Origin of the sequence: Sporocytophaga myxococcoides (genome assembly GCF_000775915.1) — a bacterium.
GTDB lineage: Bacteria > Bacteroidota > Bacteroidia > Cytophagales > Cytophagaceae > Sporocytophaga > Sporocytophaga myxococcoides_A.
Window position 1 is genome coordinate 210,462 of sequence record NZ_BBLT01000011.1, and the last position, 19,985, is coordinate 230,446.

Consider the following 19,985-nt stretch of genomic DNA (forward strand, 5'->3'; position numbering starts at 1 on the left):
ATCTCTTTTGTTTTATTAATCAAATTTGGTATTTTTCAAAAATTAACATTTTGCTAAGGTTACACGTAAGTAAGAAATATGAGCATATTATTTATAACAATCGGAATTATTTTTGCCTACCTGATAGGGTCCTTACCTACCGCTATTTGGTATGGTAAAGCCTTTTTTGGTCTGGATGTGAGGGATTTCGGAAGTGGAAACGCAGGTGCAACCAATACATTCAGAGTTATGGGAAAAAGAGCCGGCATTATAGTGATGCTGGTAGATATTTTAAAGGGGTGGACTGCAACGAACAGTGCTTTCTTTCTTGCATATTTTAATTTGATTGATCATCAGGATCTTGTTCTATACAAGTTATTTTTCGGATTGGCAGCTGTGGCAGGACATATTTTTCCTGTTTATGAAAGATTTAAAGGAGGAAAGGGTGTAGCGTCTCTTTTGGGAATGATATTATCTATCCAATCTGAAGCCGCCCTTCTTTGCATTTTAGTATTTCTGGTTGTATTTCTGATATTCAAATATGTGTCCCTTGGCTCAATGACCTCTGCATTGGCATTTCCTATTTTGCTTTGTCTTCCAAGATTTAGCCCGAATCAGCCAATTGTAGTGCTTTTTGCTTTTGCATTATTTGCTCTGGTTGTCATCACACATCAAAAAAATATAGTTCGTCTTCTTCACGGAGAGGAGAATAAAGCAAAAATCAGAATCAGAAGACGTTAATTTATATAATTAGGGGGCCAGATAGATGGCCCCTCCGCAATTATCCTTCATGGAGCCTGTTACTGAGCTCAAGCTATTTATTTCATTTCTCCACCTTAATGTTCCTAAAAAGGCAAATATTAATGCTTCTTTAAATGAAACTATTTTAGGTTCAGGAACAATGAATTCAATTCCAACACCAGACTTTTCCTGAAAAAGCTCTACAAGGAATTTATTAAATGCTCCTCCTCCAGTAATCAAAACTTTAGTGCGATCTGAAATTTTATTCTTTTTGATAATATCTGTTACTTTTTCTGCAATATGATGGCAAAAAGTATTCAATAAGTTTTCAATGCTGTCTTTTGTGTTTTCGATCAAAGGAATGAAAAGGTCGTCAACGTGTTCTTTCCCAAGAGATTTTGGAATCGATTTAGAATAGTATTCAATTTTTGAAAGTGTTTCCAGAAGGTTTTTGTTGAGCGAACCCATCTTAGCTAACGCTCCGCCTTTATCAAATAAATGTCCCTTTTGTCCGGCAAGATAATTTAAAACCATATTTGCAGGGCAAACATCAAATGCAATTCTTTTCCCCGTATTGTCATCGTAGGAGATATTTGCAATACCACCAAGATTCAGACAAAAGTCAAACTCCTTAAATAATAATTTATCTCCGATAGGAACCAAAGGTGCTCCCTGTCCTCTGAGCGCTACGTCCAGGGATCTGAAATCGCAGACTACCGGAAGACCGCTTACAGCAGCAACTGCCGCACCATTTCCTATTTGAGTAGTAAATCTGTTTTCCGGCTGGTGAAAAATTGTATGACCGTGAGCGGAGATAAAATCAACAGGAATATTTAATTTATTAAGGAAGTTTTTTACTGCGCTACCTTGAAAATAACCAAAGTCAAAATCCAGACTGGCAAGACTTTCTGCAGAACCCTTCATCACATTTTTTAAACTATTTCTGCGGGCTTCATCATATTCGACAGTGGCAGCTTCCAGAATTTCATAGCTCCATTTAAGCTCTTTCAGCTCAAATTTACAAATTGCTATATCCAGTCCATCAAGAGATGTTCCCGACATTAGTCCTGCAACTATATAAGTATTTTTCATGATTCAATCTTCAAACAAATAGGATAAAATGAAACAGCTTCGCAAATTTTATTATTATTTTTGAATTTATGAACCTGGTCATAGATTCCGGCAATACATCAATAAAACTCGGATTATTTAAAAATGGTACTCTTGAAAAAGTTTTTACTACTAATGATTATAATCAACTGGCAAGAATAATTACCGGATTTGATATAAAAAGGTCAATAATTAGCAGTGTAAGGAAAGATCAGGACATCATTAAAGAAAAAATTTTATTTAAAGTCAATCCTCTTTTGCTGAGTTCGGGGCTTCAACTCCCCTTTAAGAACAATTATGAAACTCCCCAAACGCTTGGTCCAGATAGAATTGCCGGAGTTGCAGGAGCGTACTACCTTTATCCAGGTAAATCCAGTCTGGTCATAGACGCAGGTACTTGTATCACCTATGATTTTATTGATAAAGAAAAAAATTATTACGGTGGCGCAATTTCTCCCGGGATTTCTATACGATTTAAAGCATTAAACGCGTTTACAGCAGGCTTACCTTTGGTAGAGAAAGAAGAAGATATATCTTTTATTGGGAAAAGTTCAAAAGGGTCTATTTTGAGCGGGGTTTTAAATGGAGCCACAGCAGAAATTCTGGGCATGATCGGGGAGTTTAAAAAAAATGATCAGGAATTGAATGTAATAATGTGTGGTGGTGATGCAAGATTTTTTGAAAGAAGATTAAAAGAAACCATCTTTGTAGTTCCCGATTTGGTTTTAATTGGGCTAAATAGCATTTTAGAATATAATGAGAGATTTTTATAGAATTTTACTAGCACTTCTGACGTTTTTAACAGCTTTTCAGGCAACAGCTCAGTTAACGGAAAATTCACCTTATTCGCGATTTGGTTTAGGAGACCTTTCCCCCTCGGGCAGTATTAGGAATATAGGGATGGGAGGTGTTGGGGTCGCATCGCCGAACCTTGAGTACATTAACTTTCTGAATCCTGCTTTACTCACAACAAACAGAAGGTTAAACCTGGATACAACAATCAAATACACCATGTTTGAAGGAGCATTGTATGGGGTTGGCAGATCAATTAATGATGGGACGCTTAAACAACAAAGTAAATCTGTAAATTTTCAGTATCTGAATATTGCTTTTCCTGTATCCAATCGCTGGACATCAAGTGTTAGCCTAAGTCCATATAGCAATATGAGTTATGATTATTATAGCAAGGTTGCTTTTGGTACCAGTGGAATTGTATCCAGTACTTCCAATATAGGAACCGGAGGGCTTTATAATGCCAGCTTTGCTAATGGAGTTGATTTAACCAAGAACTTCTCTGCTGGTCTAACAGCATCATATGTTTTTGGTTCAACAAATGAGGATTTTTTTACCCAGGTAACATCTCTTGACGTCGATGTGCAGGATCAGCAATACGGAATTCGCCAAAGAACCTCTTATTCTGGATTTAATTTCAAGCCAGGTGTTGCATACAGAAATATTCTGAAGCCATCTACTAAAGAGGAGCAAGAGCACATTTATTATAATCTTGGTGCGACCTATGATTTTTCTGCAGGTTTAACATCCAGAAGGGAGTTGACACGACAGAGAAAAAATGATAAAAATTTTGTTGATACCTCTGCTGTTACTGTGATCAGTAATACTAAAATGCATGCGGTACTGCCATCTATTTTTACAGTTGGTTTTAGTATCGACAAACCTGTTGATTGGAGTATTGGTGTTGATTTGACGTATTTGAACTTCAGTAAATACAAAAATTTCGATGCAGAAACAGATAATTTTAAAAATGGATATAAGATTGCCCTTGGTGGCGAATACAAACTAAAGGGTCAGGAAGTACTGAAAATGCCTATTGTAAGGGCTGGATTATCCTATCAAAGAACGCCATTTTATTTTAATGGAACTCAGTTAAATGATTTTTCTGTTTCTTTAGGCGGTTCACTGCCAGTTGGCCGCAAAGATGCAAGATATAAGTCCAAGCCATTGTCGAGGCTGAATGTTGCTTTGGTTGCCGGACAGAGAGGTTCAACAAATGATGGACTTATTCGTGACAGGTATTTCCAGGTATACCTAAGTTTCCAAACGATAGACAAATGGTTTGAGCGTCGAAGAATTGAATAATATTAAATGAGAAAAATCCTTTTATTCTTAACAGTTACAATAATTTTCTTTTCCTGTCAGAAGGTTAAAACCTATGAGCAGCTAAAGCCATATGATGGTCCGGTAATGGAAGTGAATGATATAGAAACTATATATTCAGATTCCTCTGTTGTAAGAGTTAAATTAAAAGCTCCTAAAGAAATAGAATTAAAAAACGGAGATCGCGAATTCCCCAATGGAGTGTATATTGAGTTTTTTGATAAAAACGGAGTTAAAACCTCCACATTAAGAGGAAATTCTGGCCGCTTGGAAAAAGAAAAGAATCTCTATAATGTTAAAGGAGATGTCGAAATTAAAAGTATAGAACAGCAGAAGAAAATGAATAGTGAGGAACTTTTCTGGGATCCCGGAAAAGATGAGGTTTATTGTGATACAAACACTTTTGTGAGAATCCAGACGCCTACTGAGATTCTTATGGGAAAGGGACTTAAAACAAACCAGAATTTTACATCTTATAAAATTCTTCATCCTACAGGAGTTATTGACGTTACCGAATAAATTGATTATGAAACTTCTGGGTACCATAATATTTTCTTTAGGAGTTGTGTTCCTGCTTACTGGCATTCATCAGACTATGACAGTGGGGTTCAAAGAAAGCTACTGGCTTTTCATGTTATGTTTCATGATGCTGATGGTTTTTCAGTGGGCAAAGGGAAAAAGTCCTGAAAAGCAAGACAATAATGTTAAGTCAGAGCCTACAAAGAAAGTTAGGGTTAAGAAATAAATAATTTTATTTCAGAGGTTTATTGATTTTGATTTTGAAAATTAATAATAGTATTTTTGCGGTTCTTTAAAAGAAATTATAATTAAGCAATGGCAATTTTTAACAAAATTAATCAGCATTCCGGGGTTGTTGTAGGAATCGTGGCCGTCGGTCTGGTTCTTTTCTTGGTGGGAGGAGAGGTTTTCGGACCAAATTCCTTTTTACGTAACAGATCCAGAAATGTAGGAGAAATCGCCGGAAAAAGTATTTCCGCTGAAGATTTCCAAAAAAAGGTAGATGAAACTGAAGCTGACTATGTTCTGAGAACAGGAAGAAATGTTGGTGAGAGTGAAAGGCCTTCTATTATTGAACAGGCATGGAATGCAAAAATATTTGATATTGCTTATGCAAAGCAGTTTGAAAAACTTGGTCTTGCAGTAACAAATGACGAGTTATATGACATGGTGCAAGGTGAAAATATTCACCCTACAGTAATCCAGTTATTTTCCAACCCTCAGACTCAGCAGTTCGATAGAGCTTTCCTGAAAGAGTTCTTTAAAAAATTTAACGAAAGAGATCCTCGTGATCAGCAGCTTTGGTTTAGCATTGAGAGAGGTATAAAAGAGGAAAGACTTAGAACCAAATATCTAAACCTATTCAGAAAATCAGTTTATGTGACTTCTGAGGAAGCAAAGAGAGATTATAATAATCAGAATACAAAAGCTGAAGCTAAATATCTGTACGTTCCTTTTTATGCTGTTGCCGACAGCCTTGTTAAAGTCACTGACGAAATGTTGTCTGATTACCTTAACAAGCATAAGAATGAGTTTAAGGTTGAGGCAGGAAGATCATTTGACTATGTTACTTTCAGCGTTAAACCAACTGCAGAAGATAGTGCAGCTTTTAAAGAGGAACTTGCAGAAGTTAAAAAGGAATTTGCGTCTTCTCAGAATGATACCTTGTTTATACAAGCAAATTCTGACAATCCGGTTCCTCCTTCATTCAAAACTTTTGGAGAATTACCTGAAGAGTTGAAAAACATTGCTAACAAGGTAGTTATTGACAGTATTTATGGGCCTTTTGTTTCTGCAGGTAAAGTGCAGTTGTACAAAATTAATGATATAAAATCAGATTCTGTATCTTATGCAAAGGCAAGCCATATTCTTTTTGATACAAGAAACAAATCTGCTGCAGAAAAAGATTCTTTAAAGAAAAAAGCAAACGAGGTGCTTAACCAGATCAAATCCGGTGCAGACTTTGCTCAAATGGCGAGAATGTATGGATCTGACGGAACAGCTTCAAGAGGCGGAGATCTTGGATGGTTTAGCCAGGGACAAATGGTAAAGCCTTTTAATGATGCAGTATTTCAAGCACCTTCAGCGGGATTGCTTCCAAAATTAACTGAAACAGAATTCGGTTATCACATTATAAAGGTTACTGCTCCTAAAAACAATAAAAAATATCTTGTAGCACTGGTAGAAAAGGATATTATCGCTTCTGAAGCTACTAAAGATGCAGCTTTCAGAAAGGCTGACGAATTTGCTAATTCTATTAAGGATACTGCAGATTTCAATGCAAAAGTAAAAGCTGATTCATTACAGAAATTCACGGCTAACAACATCAGAAAATCTGATAGATTTGTAAACAATCTTTCAAATGCAAGAGCAATTGTAAAATGGGCTTTCAATGATGCAGATGTAGAAGAAGTTTCTTCTGTATTCTCTATGGATGATCAATATGTTGTTGCGATTTTAACAGGAGAAAGAGAAGAAGGTGTTGCATCAATTAATGATGTAAGAGACGAGCTTACTGCTAAAGTTAGAAATGAAGAAAAAGCAAAACTCATTTCTGAAAAACTTTCTAAACTATCTGGTACTTTCGAGAAAGTTGCTGCAGAGTTTGGTTCAGGCGCTACCTCAGGTGTTGCTCCAGATGTTACCTTATCTTCTAACTCAATCGCTGCTATCGGATATGATCCTATTGCAGTAGGTAAATTATTCGGATTGAAGAAAGGCGCTAAAACCGGTCCTTTTAAAGGTGAATATGGTGTAATCAATCTTGAGCTTGTAAATTTAACTCCTGCTCCTGAAATAGCTGATTACGCTAAATATAAAAATGATCTGATCAATCAGAGAATCGGAAGAGTTGATTACAGTGTGGATGAGGCTATTAGAAAGAATTCTGATATCGTAGATGACAGAGTTAAATTCTTTTAATAATTAGTTGAAAAAGATATGCATAAAAAAACCTGAGAATTTTCTCAGGTTTTTTTATGGACTTTTACGAAAGTCTTAGTGTGATATTTTTCTTTACAGTTTCATAAAACTGAAGTGGTGGCATTGTTCTCCAGTTAATAATTTCCAGAGTGCCTCCAAAGTTGATATAGTAGTCAAGCTGGAATTTTTTCCATTCATCAAGAACAAAATCTCTGAAGTTTACTGCTGCAATCCATCCATCTTCCACATCCTCAAACCATTCCTCATAGTAGCAATCATCTGAACCATGAAAATTAAGTATATTTTCTCCTAAAAGAATAAACTGAGTTATTCCTTCCCCTAGCAGATGATCAATAACATTGCGTTTAAAATGCATGATGTCATTGTGCAGAGTATCGTTCCATTCTCCGAACATTTCAAGGATTGCAATACCCTTTTCATAACTAATAAAAAGGATTTTTATATAAAGTGTGTCTGAACCTATGTAATCCCATAACGGATGAATAAAGTATCCATAGATGTTATTGGTATATCCTTGCATATTGTATTCTACTCCGTGGAAAGGAGATCGCTCGTCATCTGCAGGGTTGTAGTAGTTTTCCCAGTTATAAAATGGTTCTATCTCATGCATGTTTCCTGTACCAGTCTATCGCTTTTCTCACGCTTCCCTGCTCTTTCAGTAGGCGTGCAGCTTTTTCTGTTTCAATCTTTAACTCATCAGCGATCATTTTAATTCCTCTTTCGATGAGTTTTTCATTACTAAGCTGCATATCCACCATTTTGTTTCCTTTAACTCTTCCGAGCTGGATCATTACTGATGTGCTGATCATGTTAAGAACAAGTTTTTGCGCGGTTCCCGCTTTCATTCTGGTGCTTCCGGTAACAAATTCAGGGCCTGTAATTACTTCTACAGGAAAATGGACTTGTTTTGCAAGCGGTGAATCAGGATTGCACGTAATGCATCCTGTTATCATATTATTGTCGCGTGCAGTTTTAACGCCTCCCACAACATAAGGTGTGGTTCCGGATGCAGCTATTCCTATTACTACATCTTCAGAAGTAACATTATAAGTCTGCAGGTCAATCCATGCCTGTTGTTCGTCGTCTTCGGCAAACTCTACTGCTTTCCGCAAAGCAATATCCCCCCCTGCAATAAGTCCTGTTACCCAGTCTTCCGGAACTCCGAAAGATGGAGGGCACTCTGATGCATCCAAAACACCAAGTCTTCCGCTGGTGCCTGCTCCTATGTAAAAAAGCCTGCCTCCGGCTTTCATTTTTTCAACGATTGCAGAGACAAGCTTTTCAATTTGAGGGATTGCCTTTTCAACGGCAATCGGAACAGTTATATCTTCTTTATTTATGTTTCTAAGAAGTTCACCAACAGACATTTTTTCAAGGTCGTTAAACCTTGAGGATGTCTCAGTGATGCGCATGCACGTATTCTTTTTTGTAATGATAGTCTGTAAGAGATTCCATTGGGTCACCTACTATATTTCCAATTTTTACGCCTTTATCTGCTGCTACTTTATATAGTACATCGCTCAGATAGTGAGCAATAGAACCCACGAAATTAACAGGAAGGGTTTTAGCTCCTTCATATCTTAAAATTGATCTGTCAAACATCAACTCAAAGTTTTGGTAGGCCAGGTTAAATAAGTATGGATCTTTTTGATTTTCGGCAACAAATCTAGCGAAGGAAGCCAGATATCTATTAGGAAAAGGTTTTGTATAAACTTTGTCCAAAATGTCTGCCTGCCTGTCTGGGGTAAATTCTTCAAACTTCTTTGTGATATGAGCAGGCATTGCTTCTCTGATATATTCTCTGACAACCATTCTGCCCAGGTATCCGCCACTACCTTCATCACCAAGAAAAAGACCTAGGCTGTGTATGTTTTTAACAACATCTTTTCCATCATAAAGGCAAGTGTTAGAGCCGGTTCCTGAGATACAGGCAATACCAGGAGTATCTCCGAGGGCAGCTTTTGCAGCAGCAAGAAGGTCATGATCAACCATTACTTCCGTTTGAGGAAATGCTTTACGAATTGCAACGGCAACTTGTTCTCTTTGTTCCAAAGCTTCGCATCCTGCTCCGTAGAAGAATATTTTTTCAATTTTTTTGGAACCTAACTGTGGAATCAGGTCATTTATCAAAGTCTGATAAATATCATCAGTGCTTTGATAATACGGATTGAATCCAACAGTTTTTGCTGTAGACCTGCTATTGTCTTTTTCGACAATAACCCAGTTTGTTTTGGTTGAACCGCTGTCTGCAATTACTATCATCGTTTATTTTTTTATTTAATGGGAATTTATACAAATTATCAGGGCTTCAATATACCTACAATTTTAAATTTATCAAAAACATTCTCATTATGAGGAGCGTCTTTCATTTCTTCTGTTAAATCCTGTCCTGCCCAATGTTCATAATGTTTACCGCCTCTCCAAAGCCTTGACTTATTCAATTCGTAAATAAGGCCATTGTAGGCGCACCAGATCTCTTCTTTATCCACTCCGTTTCTCAAGGCAAGCTGCGAACTTGTAAAAGTCGGGTAATCAGATGAATTCATAAAGACTAAAAAGCTGAGGTAGTTTTATAGTAATCTTTAAGAACAGTTCTCAATAACACTATCGGGTCCATTTGTGTTTGAATATTGAGTGCTGTTTTTATCTTCTTCGAAAGCTCCCCGGCAGGTATCATGTTTCCGGTTGTCTCATAAACTTTAATAGCCTCTTTGATAATTTCCATATCACGGTCATTCAGCTTGTCAACACCTGAAAATACAGGTACATAATTATTTTCAGAATTCACAAAAAGAGTGTTATCAAGATTGTTTTGTTTTTTCAGTTTAATTATAGTTGTTCCTGCTAGAAGATCCCCAAGCCTCTGTCCTTTTTTAGTCATGGCAATTGTAACCATTGCAATGCCTCCATAAAACATAATTACATCAATAGGTCTGAGTACCCATCTTAAAAAGTAATCCAAAAAATTACATTCTTTGCCATCAATTCTAATGACTTTTAAACCTCTGCTTTTCATCCCCGGTGACTGACCATTCATAAATGATTCAAACAGTAGCTGATATAAAAAGGGAGGAACAGCAAAAAAAATAAATAGCATAGGATTATTAATATCATAATATGCTACAATTGAAACTAAAAGGATAATGTATGAAAAGATGATAAGATAATCCCGGAAATTTGCGACAATTCTATCCCAAATGGATGCAATTTCGTATTCTATAACTACATTTTGCGGGGTTTGAATCCTAATCGTTTGCATCTCAGCAGAAAATTTATAAATTTTATGAAATATACTTATTTTTTATGAGGGAAGCGGCTTTTATAAAGCAAAATTCGGAGAAGTGGAAAAGTTTTGAAAACCTTCTGGGAGAAAGATTTACAGGCGATCCTGACAAGTTATCAGAATTATTTATAGAACTTACTGACGACCTTTCTTATGCACAAACCAATTATCCTTCAAGTAAGATAACTATTTACCTTAACGATCTCACGCTAAGAGTTCATGGAAATATTTATAAGAATAAAAAAGAAAGAAGTGGAAGGTTCTTCACATTCTGGAAGACTGAGCTTCCTTTAACTATCTATAAAAACAGAAATGCCCTTCTTGCTTCTCTTGTTATCTTTTCAATCTCTATTGCGATTGGTGTGATATCAGCTTATTATGATGACTCATTTGTAAGAATTATTCTAGGGGATAGTTACGTCAATATGACCATAAGCAATATAGAAAGGGGAGATCCCATGGCTGTCTATAAAGGGGAAGGTGAAACCAGCATGTTTCTTTTTATTACTTTTAATAATATAAAGGTAGCATTGATGACTTTCGCAGCCGGTGTCGCATATGCCTTAGGAACTGTTTACTTCTTGTTTACTAATGGGATTATGCTTGGGTCTTTTCAGACATTTTTTTACAAGTATGATTTATTACTCCATTCCGTACTATCCATCTGGATTCATGGGACAATAGAAATTTCTTCTATAGTAATTGCAGGAGGAGCAGGGTTGGTGCTTGGTAATTCACTTTTGTTTCCTGGCACTTATTCAAGAGGAGAATCATTACTAAGAGGTGCAAGAGAAGGTGCAAAGATCAGTATAGGGCTAATTCCTTTATTTATTATCGCGGGTTTTTTAGAAGGCTTTGTTACAAGACATACAGAAATGCATGATCTCATAAAACTTTTTATTATTCTTGCTTCAGCTGCGTTTATCATTTATTATTTTATTTTTTATCCTATAATCATAAACAATCAATTTAAACATGCAACAAAAAATTAATTTTCGTCAAAAAAGAGATATAGGTAATATTGTTAACGATACTTTTCTATTTCTGAGGGAGAACATAAAACCCTTACTAAGGGCAATCTTCTTTATTTCTGGTCCATTTATCCTTCTGGGTGGAATTGCTTTTGGGCTTTATTTTTTATTTATAATCAAGACCCCAACAATTGAAAGTACTCCTGATATCCTTATACGTAGAATGAGTATACAATTTATCTTGATGTATTTATTGTTAATCGCGGGCTCTATGGTGTTTTTTGTTACGATTTATACATATATACATATTTACATAAATGATGGAGATGTCTCTTTAGGGGAGATCTGGAAAGGGGTAAAAAAGCGATTATTTCTGGCATTTAAGGTATTCCTAGGGTCTGTTTTTCTAATCGCTTTAACCTTTAGTATAATCAGCGGACTGTTTTTTCTGGTAGCCTTGCTGGGAGGCCTTATGGGGTTTTTCATTGGAGGTGGTATCATGGCAGTTATTTTAGGATTCCTCTCAAGCCTTTTAACTATGGCCCCTTTTTTCTATGTAGCGGTAACTCTTTCCATACTGATGAGTGTTTGTGTGTTCGAACAAAAAGGTTTCTGGTCAGGAGTTGGTCGGGCGTTTAGCTTGATATCGGGAAGATGGTGGAGAACTTTCGGAATAGTTTTAGCCATGTCATTTATCTGCATAGGAATCTCTATGGTGTTTTCTTTGCCAATGTATGTTACCCTGGGAATTGGAAAGGCCTTTTCAAACGATGGCGCTGAACAAGCCCCCGCAGTCTTTCAAATTGTGACAACAGTTTTTTCTGTACTCTTTATGGTTGGGTCTTATGTAGTATCCTCAATTCTTCTGATCGGTATTAATTTTCATTATTTCAGTTTAGTAGAAGAAAAAGATGCCTCAGGCTTATTGGAAAGAATCGATTCTTTTGGAACCGTATCAGCAGAATCCAGAAATGCCGAAGAATATTAAGATTCATATTTTATCAGTTTTATTTGTTTTCTTTTTGCCTGTGCTCATCTGCTCTGATTGCTTTGGTCAAACGGATACCATTGCCTTACAGCTTAATCACAGGCACTTTGATACACAGGACTGGAATGAACTGATATCAGAGTCTGAATATAACTACCATCCTCAGGAAGATGCTTTTTATGATTGGTTGGGAAAAATCATTGGCTCTTTTCTCAAAACCTTATTTGACTGGGATTTTAAAATGGTAAATACTAAATGGATAGAATATGTCATCTATGCTGTAGCTATTGCTATTTTCCTATGGTTTCTGATAAAGGTGATGAAGGCAGAAAAGGGATGGCTGTTCTATAACAGTAAAGATTCGGTTAAACAAAATCCTATATTTACTGAAGAGGATATTAAAGAATCTGATCTTGATGAAGCTATAGAAAGGGCCATTAAAGATGAAGATTACAGATTAGCAGTCAGATATTTGTTTCTTTCAAACCTGAGTAATCTGAATAATCTACAGTTGATTCAATGGGCACCTGATAAAACAAACAGAGATTATTCCAGAGAACTGAAGAAAAGGGAGTATGCTGAAGCGTTTAATGAAAATGCAGGTTTTTTTGAAAGAATCTGGTATGGAGAATATATTCCCGATAAGCAGTTATTTGAAAAACTGAGTGAAGGCTTCAGAAACTTTGACAGGAGGCTGGTAAGATGAAGAAGAAAGAGGTGAAGTATGGATTAGGTCTACTGTCATTGTTTATTCTGCTGGTCATTGTGGAATACAACCAGCCTGAACCTATTGACTGGTCTCATAATTATTCTGTGGAAAAGAAAAGTCCTTTTGGGTCTTATGGTTTGTTTAAATTATTACCAGGGTATTTTAAAAATTCAAAGATTACTACCTCCAGAAAGACTATCTATGAAACAGAAAAGGAATTTGCTGATTCAACCTTTAATTATATTATTATAGGCGATCAGTTTAATCCTTCAACGGAGGATATTGTTGCACTAAAGGATATTCTAAACAAAGGTAATGATGTATTTATTGCAGCATCCTATTTTTCAAATGAGGTAGAAGATTCCTTAGGTTTTTATGCTGGTTCAAAACTTTTCAGAGATCTTCATATAAGCAGTGATTCATTATTCAAAAAAGCTCCTGATACTATTGAAGTTGCTTTTGTAGCTCCATACTCTGAGAAGCCAAACACATACAAATTTGAAAACAATCATCTTTCCTCAGTATTTGACAGTTTAAATAAATATCCTGAAAACAGAGTGTTGGCCGCTACTTCTAAAGGGGATCCGGTTATAATATATAAGCGTATTGGAAATGGGAGGCTTTTCCTTTCTTCATTTCCGCTTGCTTATACCAACTATTATTTCACTCGCCCTTCAGGAAAGTCATTTATTGAAAAGAGCTTTAATTTCTTTCAGCCAGACAAAACTATCTTATGGGACATTTATTATCATGGTGAAGTAGTGGTGTCAACTAATCCTTTAAGGTTTGTTCTTGGGAATAATGCTCTGCGTTATAGCCTTTATCTGACCACGCTTGCTGCTGTTCTCTTTATAATGTTTGAAGGAAAGAGAAAACAGCGGATCATTCCTATTATTGAACCTGTAACAAATAATTCACTTGAGTTTATTAGAACAATCAGTAATCTCTATTTTTCAAAAGGTAACCATAAGAATATTGCTAGTAAGAAGATTGTTTATTTCTTTGATCACATCAAAAATCACTATTACATACAAGTATCTGATCCAGATTTTAAAAAAAGGCTGATCGCAAAATCCGGTATGGAAGAAGTAAAGGTTAATCATTTGCTGAATTATATTGATACAATAAAAAGTAAATCTTCTCTGAGTGGAGAAGATCTGATAAAATTAAATAACCTGATAGAAGACTTTTTAAAAAATTGCAGATAATATGCAAAACGAAATGTTTGAGAATAAAATAGATCTTAGCGTAGTTGCCAGTTCAATTGCAAAGATAAAGGATGAAGTAAGGAAAGTGATAGTAGGTCAGGAAACAATGGTTGAGCTTCTTTTGGCATCTATCCTCGCTGATGGACATGTCTTGATAGAAGGAGTCCCTGGTGTGGCAAAAACTCTAACTTCAAAAGTCCTTGCAAGAACAATATCAGCGGACTTCAGCAGGATACAATTCACTCCTGATTTAATGCCTTCAGATGTAACAGGTGTTTCTGTATTTAATCAGAAAACTACAGAATTTGATTTTAAGAAAGGACCTATATTTTCCAATATAGTATTGATTGATGAAATCAACAGAGCTCCTGCAAAAACTCAGGCAGCATTATTTGAGGTGATGGAAGAAAGGCAAATCACTGTAGATGGCAATACATATCTGATGGATCCTCCATTTATGATTCTTGCAACACAGAATCCCATAGACCAGGAAGGTACATATAAGCTTCCCGAAGCACAACTGGACCGTTTCCTGTTTAAGATCGTCGTCAGATACCCTCAGGCTGATGAAGAATTCTTAATACTAAAAGATGCCCACCAAAATGGCAGCAGATCAGACTTGTCAAAGGTTACAGCTGTTTTATCCAAATTGGAAATAAAGGAGATAAGAGAAGCTGTTCATAAAGTACACGTTGAAGACCATCTTATCCGCTATATTACTTCGATTATACAGGAAACAAGAAACAATGCATCGCTATATTTAGGAGCATCTCCAAGAGCATCTGTTGCAATATTAAGAGCATCTAAAGCTATAGCGGCGATCAGAGGCAGGGATTTTGTAACACCGGAAGATATTCAGGAAGTAACCTCTCCAGTGCTTGAGCACAGGGTAGTTGTTACTGCTGAAAAAGAGATGGAAGGTGTTACAGTCAGTGATGTACTGAAACAAATTATAAAAAAGATTGAAGTACCTAGATAGATGAAATTATTGAAGTCTCTTTATTTTAATTTATTATTTTTTTTCCTCATTGGAAGCAATGTAGTATTCTATATACTGGCATTCTTCTTTCCATTTCTATTGCTGCCGGCATCGTTCACATTAGTTTGTTTGCTGATAATTCTGAGTATTGACATAGCAATCTTATACAGGATGAAAGCAGGGATAGAGGCTGGAAGAATATGTTCAGAAAGATTTTCAAATGGAGACGAAAATCAGATAGTAATAAAAATAAAGAACAAATATCCTTTTACAATAAAAACAACAATCATTGATGAAATTCCTTTTCAGTTTCAGAAAAGAGATTTTGAAATTCATGAAACTCTAAAGTCAGGACATGATAAGGAAATTAGCTATTCTTTAAGGCCTGTAAAAAGAGGAGAGTATAATTTCGGATCTTTAAACATTTATGCTCAGTCTCCTTTCAGACTGATCAAAAGAAAGTATATGTTCGATGGTGCGCTTAATGTAAAGGTTTATCCTTCTTTTCTTCAGATGCACAAATATGAATTGCTCGCCTTTACAGATAAACTCAGAGATCAGGGAATAAAAAAGCTCAGGAAACTAGGGCACAATCTTGAGTTTGAACAGATAAGGGACTATAGTCTCGGAGATGATATCAGAAGCATTAATTGGAGGGCTACAGCAAGAAAAGGGCATCTTATGGTTAATCAGTATCAAGACGAAAAGGCACAGGATATATACAGTATCATTGACAAAGGAAGGACAATGAAGATGCCTTTCAACGGAATGACACTGCTTGACTATTCTATCAATAGCAGTCTTGTAATGTCTAATATTGCAATGAAGAAGGATGACAAGGCTGGCCTGGCCATCTTTTCTAATAAAGTAACAGCTTTTGTTAAAGCGGACAGGGTGTCCACTCAGTTAAATACAATATCAGAGACACTGTATAAAGAAAAGACAGCCTACCCGGAACATGACTTTGCATCGCTTTATGTCTATCTCAGCAGAAAGATATCAAGGAGAAGTCTTTTGATGATTTATACAAATTTTGAAGGCATTACTTCTGCAAGGAGGCAGCTTTCATATTTGAAGAAGCTTTCATCCAGACATCTTGTGGTAGTAATATTTTTTGAGAATACAGAATTAAGTAAGGTTGTTAATGCAACAAATTCGGCATCTCTTGAAGAGATCTATACAAAGACAATTGCTGAGAAGTTTTTGTATGAGAAAAGGCAGATCACTATTGAGTTCCAGAAGTATGGTATCTATACAATTTATACAAGTCCTGAAGCACTGACTGTAAATACAATTAATAAATATCTGGAGTTGAAGTCGAGGAATTTAATTTAATGAATAATCTTAGCCAAATATTATATGGATAGTAAGTCATTTTGGAATGACTTAGTTTAGTTATAAAGTTATTTTTGCAAATAGTTATATAATGAAAATGTCGTTAAATGCACATGCTTCGTATTTTATTTTTTACAATAACTTTAGACTTGATTTTTAAACTATGAAACCATTAAAATTATCGCTTTACCTTTTGTTCATATTGACCACCATGACCAGATGTTGTTGTGAGCGATTTCCTGCACTGATATAAGTAAGGAAGAGCAGGATTGGCTTCCTTATGTTATAAATGATACACTAAGATTTAGAGGGAGTGCTGGTGATACACTGGTATACATTATTCGAGAAAGAGAGTTTATCGAAGAGATAAATGTTTATGATGTAAGTAAGTGTAGCAGACTTTACGTAAATGTACTGAAGGTTGTCGGATACCCTATTCAGCCGGATAATGACATTTTGTACACTGCAGTATCGAAATTGGATGATAGTACTTGCTTGTTGTTTGAGAGTCCTGGTCACCATTTCTTTTATAGAAAGATGGACACCCTGGAAGTTAACGGAAAAATTCTTAAAGATGTATATGCCTTTGATGAAAATACTGTGAGTAATATAAGTATACATATGGGTATCCATAAAAGATACTATAAGCATGGCATAGGCTTGGTACGTTTTGAGACAACAAAAAAATCTAAGAAGTACGATCGGATTTTCTAAAATAAGTTTTAAATAATAAAGCCCCGATTTCGGTGCTTTATTATTTATCTAACAATTTTTTCCATCCGCATCACATGACTCTCCCTGAAGAGGAGTCTCTCCGGCAATATCTTTTAATGCTTTCACAAAAACATCAGCAGGCTGTGCTCCGGAGATGCCATATTTATCATTGATTATATAAAAAGGAACTCCTGAAACTCCGGCACCTTGAATAAATCGTTCAGATTCTTTTACTTCATCCAGGCCTTCGTCAGATTCTAAAAGAGCTTTTACTTTTTCAGCTTCAAGACCAGCTGAGGCCGCGACAGAGATAAGATTTTCCTTTTTGGTCAGATCAACTCCATCTTCAAAATAGGCTTTAAAGAAAGCTTCTACAGTCGCTTTTTGTTTACCTGTTTTATCGGCAAACCAGATGATTCTATGAGAATCTAAAGTATTAGGAGATCTGAGTTGTTTACTGAAATCAAACTTCAGACCATCTTGTGCCGCAACACTGGTTACATTGCTTGTGATTTGCTCGTATCTTTCTTCTCCGCCAAATTTGTTTGAAAGGTATTCTTTCTGGTTATAGCCTTCTTTGGGTGTCCCTGGATTTAATTCAAAAGGCAAGTAATGAATATCAAATTCATATTCATTTTTAAGGTGGTCCATCGCTTTTTCGATTCTTCTTTTTCCGATATAGCACCATGGACATACTACATCAGATGCAATGGCAATTTTTATTTTTGGTTTCATAAAAACAGTTTATTCTATTAAAGATAAGTAGGAGACAGAATAGTTCCCATGATTATTTAAATAACAAATAACCACTGTTTAGCGACTTTTAAAAGGATTTTATAAAAGATTTATTTTAAGGGAACTCAATTTTGTTGAAGAGGTGTATTGAGGCTTTTTATTGTCTTAGATCAATGTATAATATTGCCTTAGATCAATGTTTAATAAAATCAAACAAACTAGTTTTACATCATAAATAACAATTAAAGTTATGGCAATGAGAAATATAGAAATTGTAGCATCTCCAAACGTACCACATATGGTAGGAGATGGTTTCAGGGTACATAATTTCATTCCAAGCAGATTCCGTCTGGACATGCAAAGAATGGATCCATTTATTATGATGGATTATAATTCTAAGTTTTATTTTCCTCCGACACCAAAACCTAAAGGAGTGGGCGTTCACCCGCACAGAGGGTTTGAAACTGTAACTATAGCATATAAAGGCAAAGTAGCGCATCATGACAGTTCCGGAAATAAAGGTATTATAGGAGAAGGTGATGTACAATGGATGACAGCAGCTTCTGGTGTATTGCATAAAGAATATCATGAAGAAAACTTCAGTAAAACTGGTGGTGATTTTCAGATGGTACAGCTTTGGGTGAATCTTCCTGCAAAGGATAAGATGTCTAGACCGAAGTATCAGGCTATTACCAATGCGGATATAGCTAAGGTGAAGCTCCCTGATAATGCCGGGATGATTGAAGTAATTGCAGGAGAATATCAGGGAGTCAAAGGTTCTGCGTCTACCTTTACACCTGTTCATCTGCAAAATGCTAAACTTAATAAGGGTGGCAAGGCTTCGTTTTCATTTCCTTCTGATTATAATACTGTGGTACTGGTAATTGAGGGAAGTGTTAAGGTGAATGATAAAGAAAGTGTTCCTACTGATCACCTTGTACTTTTTGAAAACAACGCCGATGACTTCACTATTGAGGCTCTTGAAGATTCAATAGTTTTGGTTTTAAGTGGTAAGCCAATCAATGAGCCTATCTATGCTCATGGTCCATTTGTGATGAATACCAGAGCAGAAATAATGCAGGCTTTTGAAGATGTAAATAGTGGAAAATTCGGATATTTGGAAGACTAAGATTCCTGACTATGTCCAATATTAAACTTATTATAGAAGAACGTCCGACACACATAGGAAAATTTATGGTCGGACGTTTACTACCATTCAGAGAAAAAAGGATGGTTGGTCCCTTCATATTCATTGATCATATGGGACCTGCAAAAATGAGTGAAACAGAAAATATTGATGTGCCCCCTCATCCGCATATAGGGCTTTCTACGTTGACATATCTTTTCGAAGGAAGCATCATGCATAGAGATAGTCTTGGAGTGGAAATGGAAATAAAACCAGGCGCAGTCAACTGGATGACAGCAGGAAAGGGGATAGTGCATTCCGAAAGAACTCCTGAATATTTAAGAGGTTCAGATAAAGTTTTGCATGGATTGCAGATCTGGGTTGCTTTGCCAAAAGCTCATGAAAAGGATGAACCTTCGTTTGTGCATGTAGAAGAATCCGGAATTCCTGAATGGAATAAAGATGGTGTTCATTTCAAACTAATAGCGGGAGAAGTCTTTGGTAAGAAATCGCCGGTGCCTGTTTATAGTCCACTTTATCTTTTGGAGCTAAAGACGACGGTATCAGGGGCAAAATTATCCATAGGTAACGTGCTTTTTGGAGAAAGTGCGATGTATATACTTGAAGGAAGTGTAAGCAGCGAAGGCAATAACTTCGGGCCAAAGCAAATTCTGGTTGCTAAAGATGCTTCACTTTGTGAATTTGAAATGGGTGAAAATACCACTATATATATTTTTGGTGGAGAGCCTTTTGATGAAGAAAGATTTATCTACTGGAATTTTGTAGCTTCGGACAAAGACACTATAGAAAGGGCCAAGGAAGATTGGAAAGAGATGAGGTTTCCTAAGATTAAGGGGGAGACGGATTTTGTGCCGTTGCCGGTGAGGTAAGTGCTTAAAAGAGCAAGGGTGTGAGAAAGAGCAACAGGTTGTAGCTTTTTTAATGAATTGTCTTGCTGTTGCTCATTTCTTTTGCTGTCCAAGCCCTCACGTCCAAGCGGCCATCCCGATGTTAAATCGAAACGTGTCTAC

Annotated in this window: 22 protein-coding genes; 15 read left to right on the top strand and 7 right to left on the bottom strand. The window is 36.1% G+C overall.

From position 1 onward, the window contains the following. Positions 1-78 precede the first annotated feature (78 nt). Positions 79-720, top strand: a complete 642-nt coding sequence (plsY, locus tag MYP_RS21585; protein WP_045468211.1) for a glycerol-3-phosphate 1-O-acyltransferase PlsY — start codon at positions 79-81, stop codon at positions 718-720. Between the two features lie 9 nt (positions 721-729). On the opposite strand, the gene MYP_RS21590 is transcribed toward plsY, so the two are convergent. Further along, positions 730-1,812: an anhydro-N-acetylmuramic acid kinase gene (locus tag MYP_RS21590; RefSeq protein WP_045468214.1), complete on the bottom strand. Its 1,083-nt coding sequence runs from the start codon at positions 1,810-1,812 to the stop codon at positions 730-732. Positions 1,813-1,880: 68 nt separating this feature from the next. Between MYP_RS21590 and MYP_RS21595 the strand changes: the two genes are divergently transcribed. The 5 genes from MYP_RS21595 (at position 1,881) to MYP_RS21615 (ending at position 6,885) form a co-directional block, all read left to right on the top strand. Beyond that, positions 1,881-2,603 (top strand): type III pantothenate kinase, encoded by a 723-nt coding sequence (locus MYP_RS21595; RefSeq protein WP_045468217.1) that lies wholly within the window; start codon positions 1,881-1,883, stop codon positions 2,601-2,603. Next, positions 2,587-3,927 (top strand): outer membrane protein transport protein, encoded by a 1,341-nt coding sequence (locus MYP_RS21600; protein WP_045468220.1) that lies wholly within the window; start codon positions 2,587-2,589, stop codon positions 3,925-3,927. Before MYP_RS21595 ends, MYP_RS21600 begins: the two co-directional genes overlap by 17 nt. 6 nt (positions 3,928-3,933) lie before the next feature. Continuing rightward, positions 3,934-4,464, top strand: a complete 531-nt coding sequence (lptC, locus tag MYP_RS21605) for an LPS export ABC transporter periplasmic protein LptC (protein ID WP_045468222.1) — start codon at positions 3,934-3,936, stop codon at positions 4,462-4,464. 7 nt (positions 4,465-4,471) lie between these two features. After that, complete coding sequence (locus MYP_RS21610) at positions 4,472-4,690, top strand: hypothetical protein (RefSeq protein ID WP_045468225.1); 219 nt, start codon at positions 4,472-4,474, stop codon at positions 4,688-4,690. Between the two features lie 89 nt (positions 4,691-4,779). Continuing rightward, positions 4,780-6,885 (top strand): peptidylprolyl isomerase, encoded by a 2,106-nt coding sequence (locus tag MYP_RS21615; protein ID WP_045468228.1) that lies wholly within the window; start codon positions 4,780-4,782, stop codon positions 6,883-6,885. A gap of 64 nt (positions 6,886-6,949) precedes the next feature. On the opposite strand, the gene MYP_RS21620 is transcribed toward MYP_RS21615, so the two are convergent. The 5 genes from MYP_RS21620 to MYP_RS21640 are packed head-to-tail and all read right to left on the bottom strand — an operon-like array spanning position 6,950 to position 10,165. Further along, the gene (locus tag MYP_RS21620; RefSeq protein WP_045468231.1) at positions 6,950-7,516 is read right to left on the bottom strand and encodes a hypothetical protein; all 567 of its coding nucleotides are present in this window, start codon (positions 7,514-7,516) and stop codon (positions 6,950-6,952) included. Continuing rightward, positions 7,509-8,318 carry an N-acetylmuramic acid 6-phosphate etherase gene (gene murQ, locus MYP_RS21625; protein ID WP_045468234.1) on the bottom strand — a complete coding sequence of 270 codons (810 nt, stop codon included), beginning with the start codon at positions 8,316-8,318 and terminating at the stop codon, positions 7,509-7,511. The genes MYP_RS21620 and murQ overlap by 8 nt, the downstream gene beginning before the upstream one ends. Continuing rightward, a complete protein-coding gene (locus MYP_RS21630) occupies positions 8,305-9,168 on the bottom strand; it encodes a BadF/BadG/BcrA/BcrD ATPase family protein (RefSeq protein ID WP_045468237.1) in 864 nt (287 codons plus the stop codon). The genes murQ and MYP_RS21630 overlap by 14 nt, the downstream gene beginning before the upstream one ends. A gap of 38 nt (positions 9,169-9,206) precedes the next feature. After that, on the bottom strand, positions 9,207-9,452 hold the full coding sequence (locus MYP_RS21635; RefSeq protein WP_045468240.1) for a cytochrome b5 domain-containing protein: 246 nt from the start codon (positions 9,450-9,452) through the stop codon (positions 9,207-9,209). Between the two features lie 5 nt (positions 9,453-9,457). Beyond that, positions 9,458-10,165 carry an RDD family protein gene (locus MYP_RS21640; protein ID WP_045468243.1) on the bottom strand — a complete coding sequence of 236 codons (708 nt, stop codon included), beginning with the start codon at positions 10,163-10,165 and terminating at the stop codon, positions 9,458-9,460. A gap of 44 nt (positions 10,166-10,209) precedes the next feature. Here MYP_RS21640 and MYP_RS21645 point away from each other — a divergent pair, with 44 nt between their 5' ends. The 7 genes from MYP_RS21645 to MYP_RS26240 all read left to right on the top strand — a co-directional run bounded on the left by MYP_RS21645 (position 10,210) and on the right by MYP_RS26240 (position 17,093). Then, positions 10,210-11,181 (top strand): stage II sporulation protein M, encoded by a 972-nt coding sequence (locus MYP_RS21645; protein ID WP_045468246.1) that lies wholly within the window; start codon positions 10,210-10,212, stop codon positions 11,179-11,181. After that, a complete protein-coding gene (locus tag MYP_RS21650; protein ID WP_045468249.1) occupies positions 11,165-12,148 on the top strand; it encodes a hypothetical protein in 984 nt (327 codons plus the stop codon). The genes MYP_RS21645 and MYP_RS21650 overlap by 17 nt, the downstream gene beginning before the upstream one ends. After that, positions 12,132-12,854, top strand: a complete 723-nt coding sequence (locus tag MYP_RS25510; protein WP_052430425.1) for a hypothetical protein — start codon at positions 12,132-12,134, stop codon at positions 12,852-12,854. Before MYP_RS21650 ends, MYP_RS25510 begins: the two co-directional genes overlap by 17 nt. Beyond that, entirely contained in the window at positions 12,851-14,065 is a 1,215-nt protein-coding gene (locus MYP_RS21660; RefSeq protein ID WP_045468251.1) for a DUF4350 domain-containing protein, read from the top strand. The genes MYP_RS25510 and MYP_RS21660 overlap by 4 nt, the downstream gene beginning before the upstream one ends. A 1-nt stretch (position 14,066) precedes the next feature. After that, entirely contained in the window at positions 14,067-15,044 is a 978-nt protein-coding gene (locus tag MYP_RS21665; protein ID WP_045468254.1) for an AAA family ATPase, read from the top strand. After that, positions 15,045-16,379 carry a DUF58 domain-containing protein gene (locus MYP_RS21670; protein WP_045468257.1) on the top strand — a complete coding sequence of 445 codons (1,335 nt, stop codon included), beginning with the start codon at positions 15,045-15,047 and terminating at the stop codon, positions 16,377-16,379. It abuts the gene before it with no gap. 537 nt (positions 16,380-16,916) lie between these two features. Then, entirely contained in the window at positions 16,917-17,093 is a 177-nt protein-coding gene (locus tag MYP_RS26240; RefSeq protein WP_156140784.1) for a hypothetical protein, read from the top strand. A gap of 48 nt (positions 17,094-17,141) precedes the next feature. On the opposite strand, the gene MYP_RS21675 is transcribed toward MYP_RS26240, so the two are convergent. Beyond that, a complete protein-coding gene (locus MYP_RS21675; protein ID WP_045468261.1) occupies positions 17,142-17,828 on the bottom strand; it encodes a DsbA family oxidoreductase in 687 nt (228 codons plus the stop codon). A 250-nt stretch (positions 17,829-18,078) separates the two neighbouring features. Here MYP_RS21675 and MYP_RS21680 point away from each other — a divergent pair, with 250 nt between their 5' ends. Both MYP_RS21680 and MYP_RS21685 read left to right on the top strand, forming a co-directional pair. Continuing rightward, positions 18,079-18,957, top strand: coding sequence for a pirin family protein (locus tag MYP_RS21680; protein WP_045468264.1), 879 nt, complete (start codon positions 18,079-18,081; stop codon positions 18,955-18,957). Between the two features lie 11 nt (positions 18,958-18,968). After that, positions 18,969-19,844, top strand: a complete 876-nt coding sequence (locus MYP_RS21685; protein ID WP_045468267.1) for a pirin family protein — start codon at positions 18,969-18,971, stop codon at positions 19,842-19,844. Positions 19,845-19,985 lie beyond the last annotated feature (141 nt).

Bases quoted from the DNA above. Each gene is read 5' to 3' on its own strand.
- MYP_RS21680 (WP_045468264.1), top strand. From the start codon at position 18,079: ATGGCAATGAGAAATATAGAAATTGTAGCATCTCCAAACGTACCACAT.
- MYP_RS21620 (WP_045468231.1), bottom strand. From the start codon at position 7,516: ATGCATGAGATAGAACCATTTTATAACTGGGAAAACTACTACAACCCT.
- MYP_RS21685 (WP_045468267.1), top strand. From the start codon at position 18,969: ATGTCCAATATTAAACTTATTATAGAAGAACGTCCGACACACATAGGA.
- MYP_RS21635 (WP_045468240.1), bottom strand. From the start codon at position 9,452: ATGAATTCATCTGATTACCCGACTTTTACAAGTTCGCAGCTTGCCTTG.
- MYP_RS25510 (WP_052430425.1), top strand. From the start codon at position 12,132: ATGCCGAAGAATATTAAGATTCATATTTTATCAGTTTTATTTGTTTTC.
- MYP_RS21600 (WP_045468220.1), top strand. From the start codon at position 2,587: ATGAGAGATTTTTATAGAATTTTACTAGCACTTCTGACGTTTTTAACA.
- MYP_RS21640 (WP_045468243.1), bottom strand. From the start codon at position 10,165: ATGCAAACGATTAGGATTCAAACCCCGCAAAATGTAGTTATAGAATAC.
- MYP_RS21645 (WP_045468246.1), top strand. From the start codon at position 10,210: ATGAGGGAAGCGGCTTTTATAAAGCAAAATTCGGAGAAGTGGAAAAGT.
- MYP_RS26240 (WP_156140784.1), top strand. From the start codon at position 16,917: ATGGACACCCTGGAAGTTAACGGAAAAATTCTTAAAGATGTATATGCC.
- MYP_RS21670 (WP_045468257.1), top strand. From the start codon at position 15,045: ATGAAATTATTGAAGTCTCTTTATTTTAATTTATTATTTTTTTTCCTC.
- MYP_RS21610 (WP_045468225.1), top strand. From the start codon at position 4,472: ATGAAACTTCTGGGTACCATAATATTTTCTTTAGGAGTTGTGTTCCTG.
- MYP_RS21675 (WP_045468261.1), bottom strand. From the start codon at position 17,828: ATGAAACCAAAAATAAAAATTGCCATTGCATCTGATGTAGTATGTCCA.
- MYP_RS21590 (WP_045468214.1), bottom strand. From the start codon at position 1,812: ATGAAAAATACTTATATAGTTGCAGGACTAATGTCGGGAACATCTCTT.
- MYP_RS21660 (WP_045468251.1), top strand. From the start codon at position 12,851: ATGAAGAAGAAAGAGGTGAAGTATGGATTAGGTCTACTGTCATTGTTT.
- MYP_RS21630 (WP_045468237.1), bottom strand. From the start codon at position 9,168: ATGATAGTAATTGCAGACAGCGGTTCAACCAAAACAAACTGGGTTATT.
- MYP_RS21615 (WP_045468228.1), top strand. From the start codon at position 4,780: ATGGCAATTTTTAACAAAATTAATCAGCATTCCGGGGTTGTTGTAGGA.
- MYP_RS21595 (WP_045468217.1), top strand. From the start codon at position 1,881: ATGAACCTGGTCATAGATTCCGGCAATACATCAATAAAACTCGGATTA.
- lptC (WP_045468222.1), top strand. From the start codon at position 3,934: ATGAGAAAAATCCTTTTATTCTTAACAGTTACAATAATTTTCTTTTCC.
- MYP_RS21665 (WP_045468254.1), top strand. From the start codon at position 14,067: ATGCAAAACGAAATGTTTGAGAATAAAATAGATCTTAGCGTAGTTGCC.
- murQ (WP_045468234.1), bottom strand. From the start codon at position 8,318: ATGCGCATCACTGAGACATCCTCAAGGTTTAACGACCTTGAAAAAATG.
- plsY (WP_045468211.1), top strand. From the start codon at position 79: ATGAGCATATTATTTATAACAATCGGAATTATTTTTGCCTACCTGATA.
- MYP_RS21650 (WP_045468249.1), top strand. From the start codon at position 11,165: ATGCAACAAAAAATTAATTTTCGTCAAAAAAGAGATATAGGTAATATT.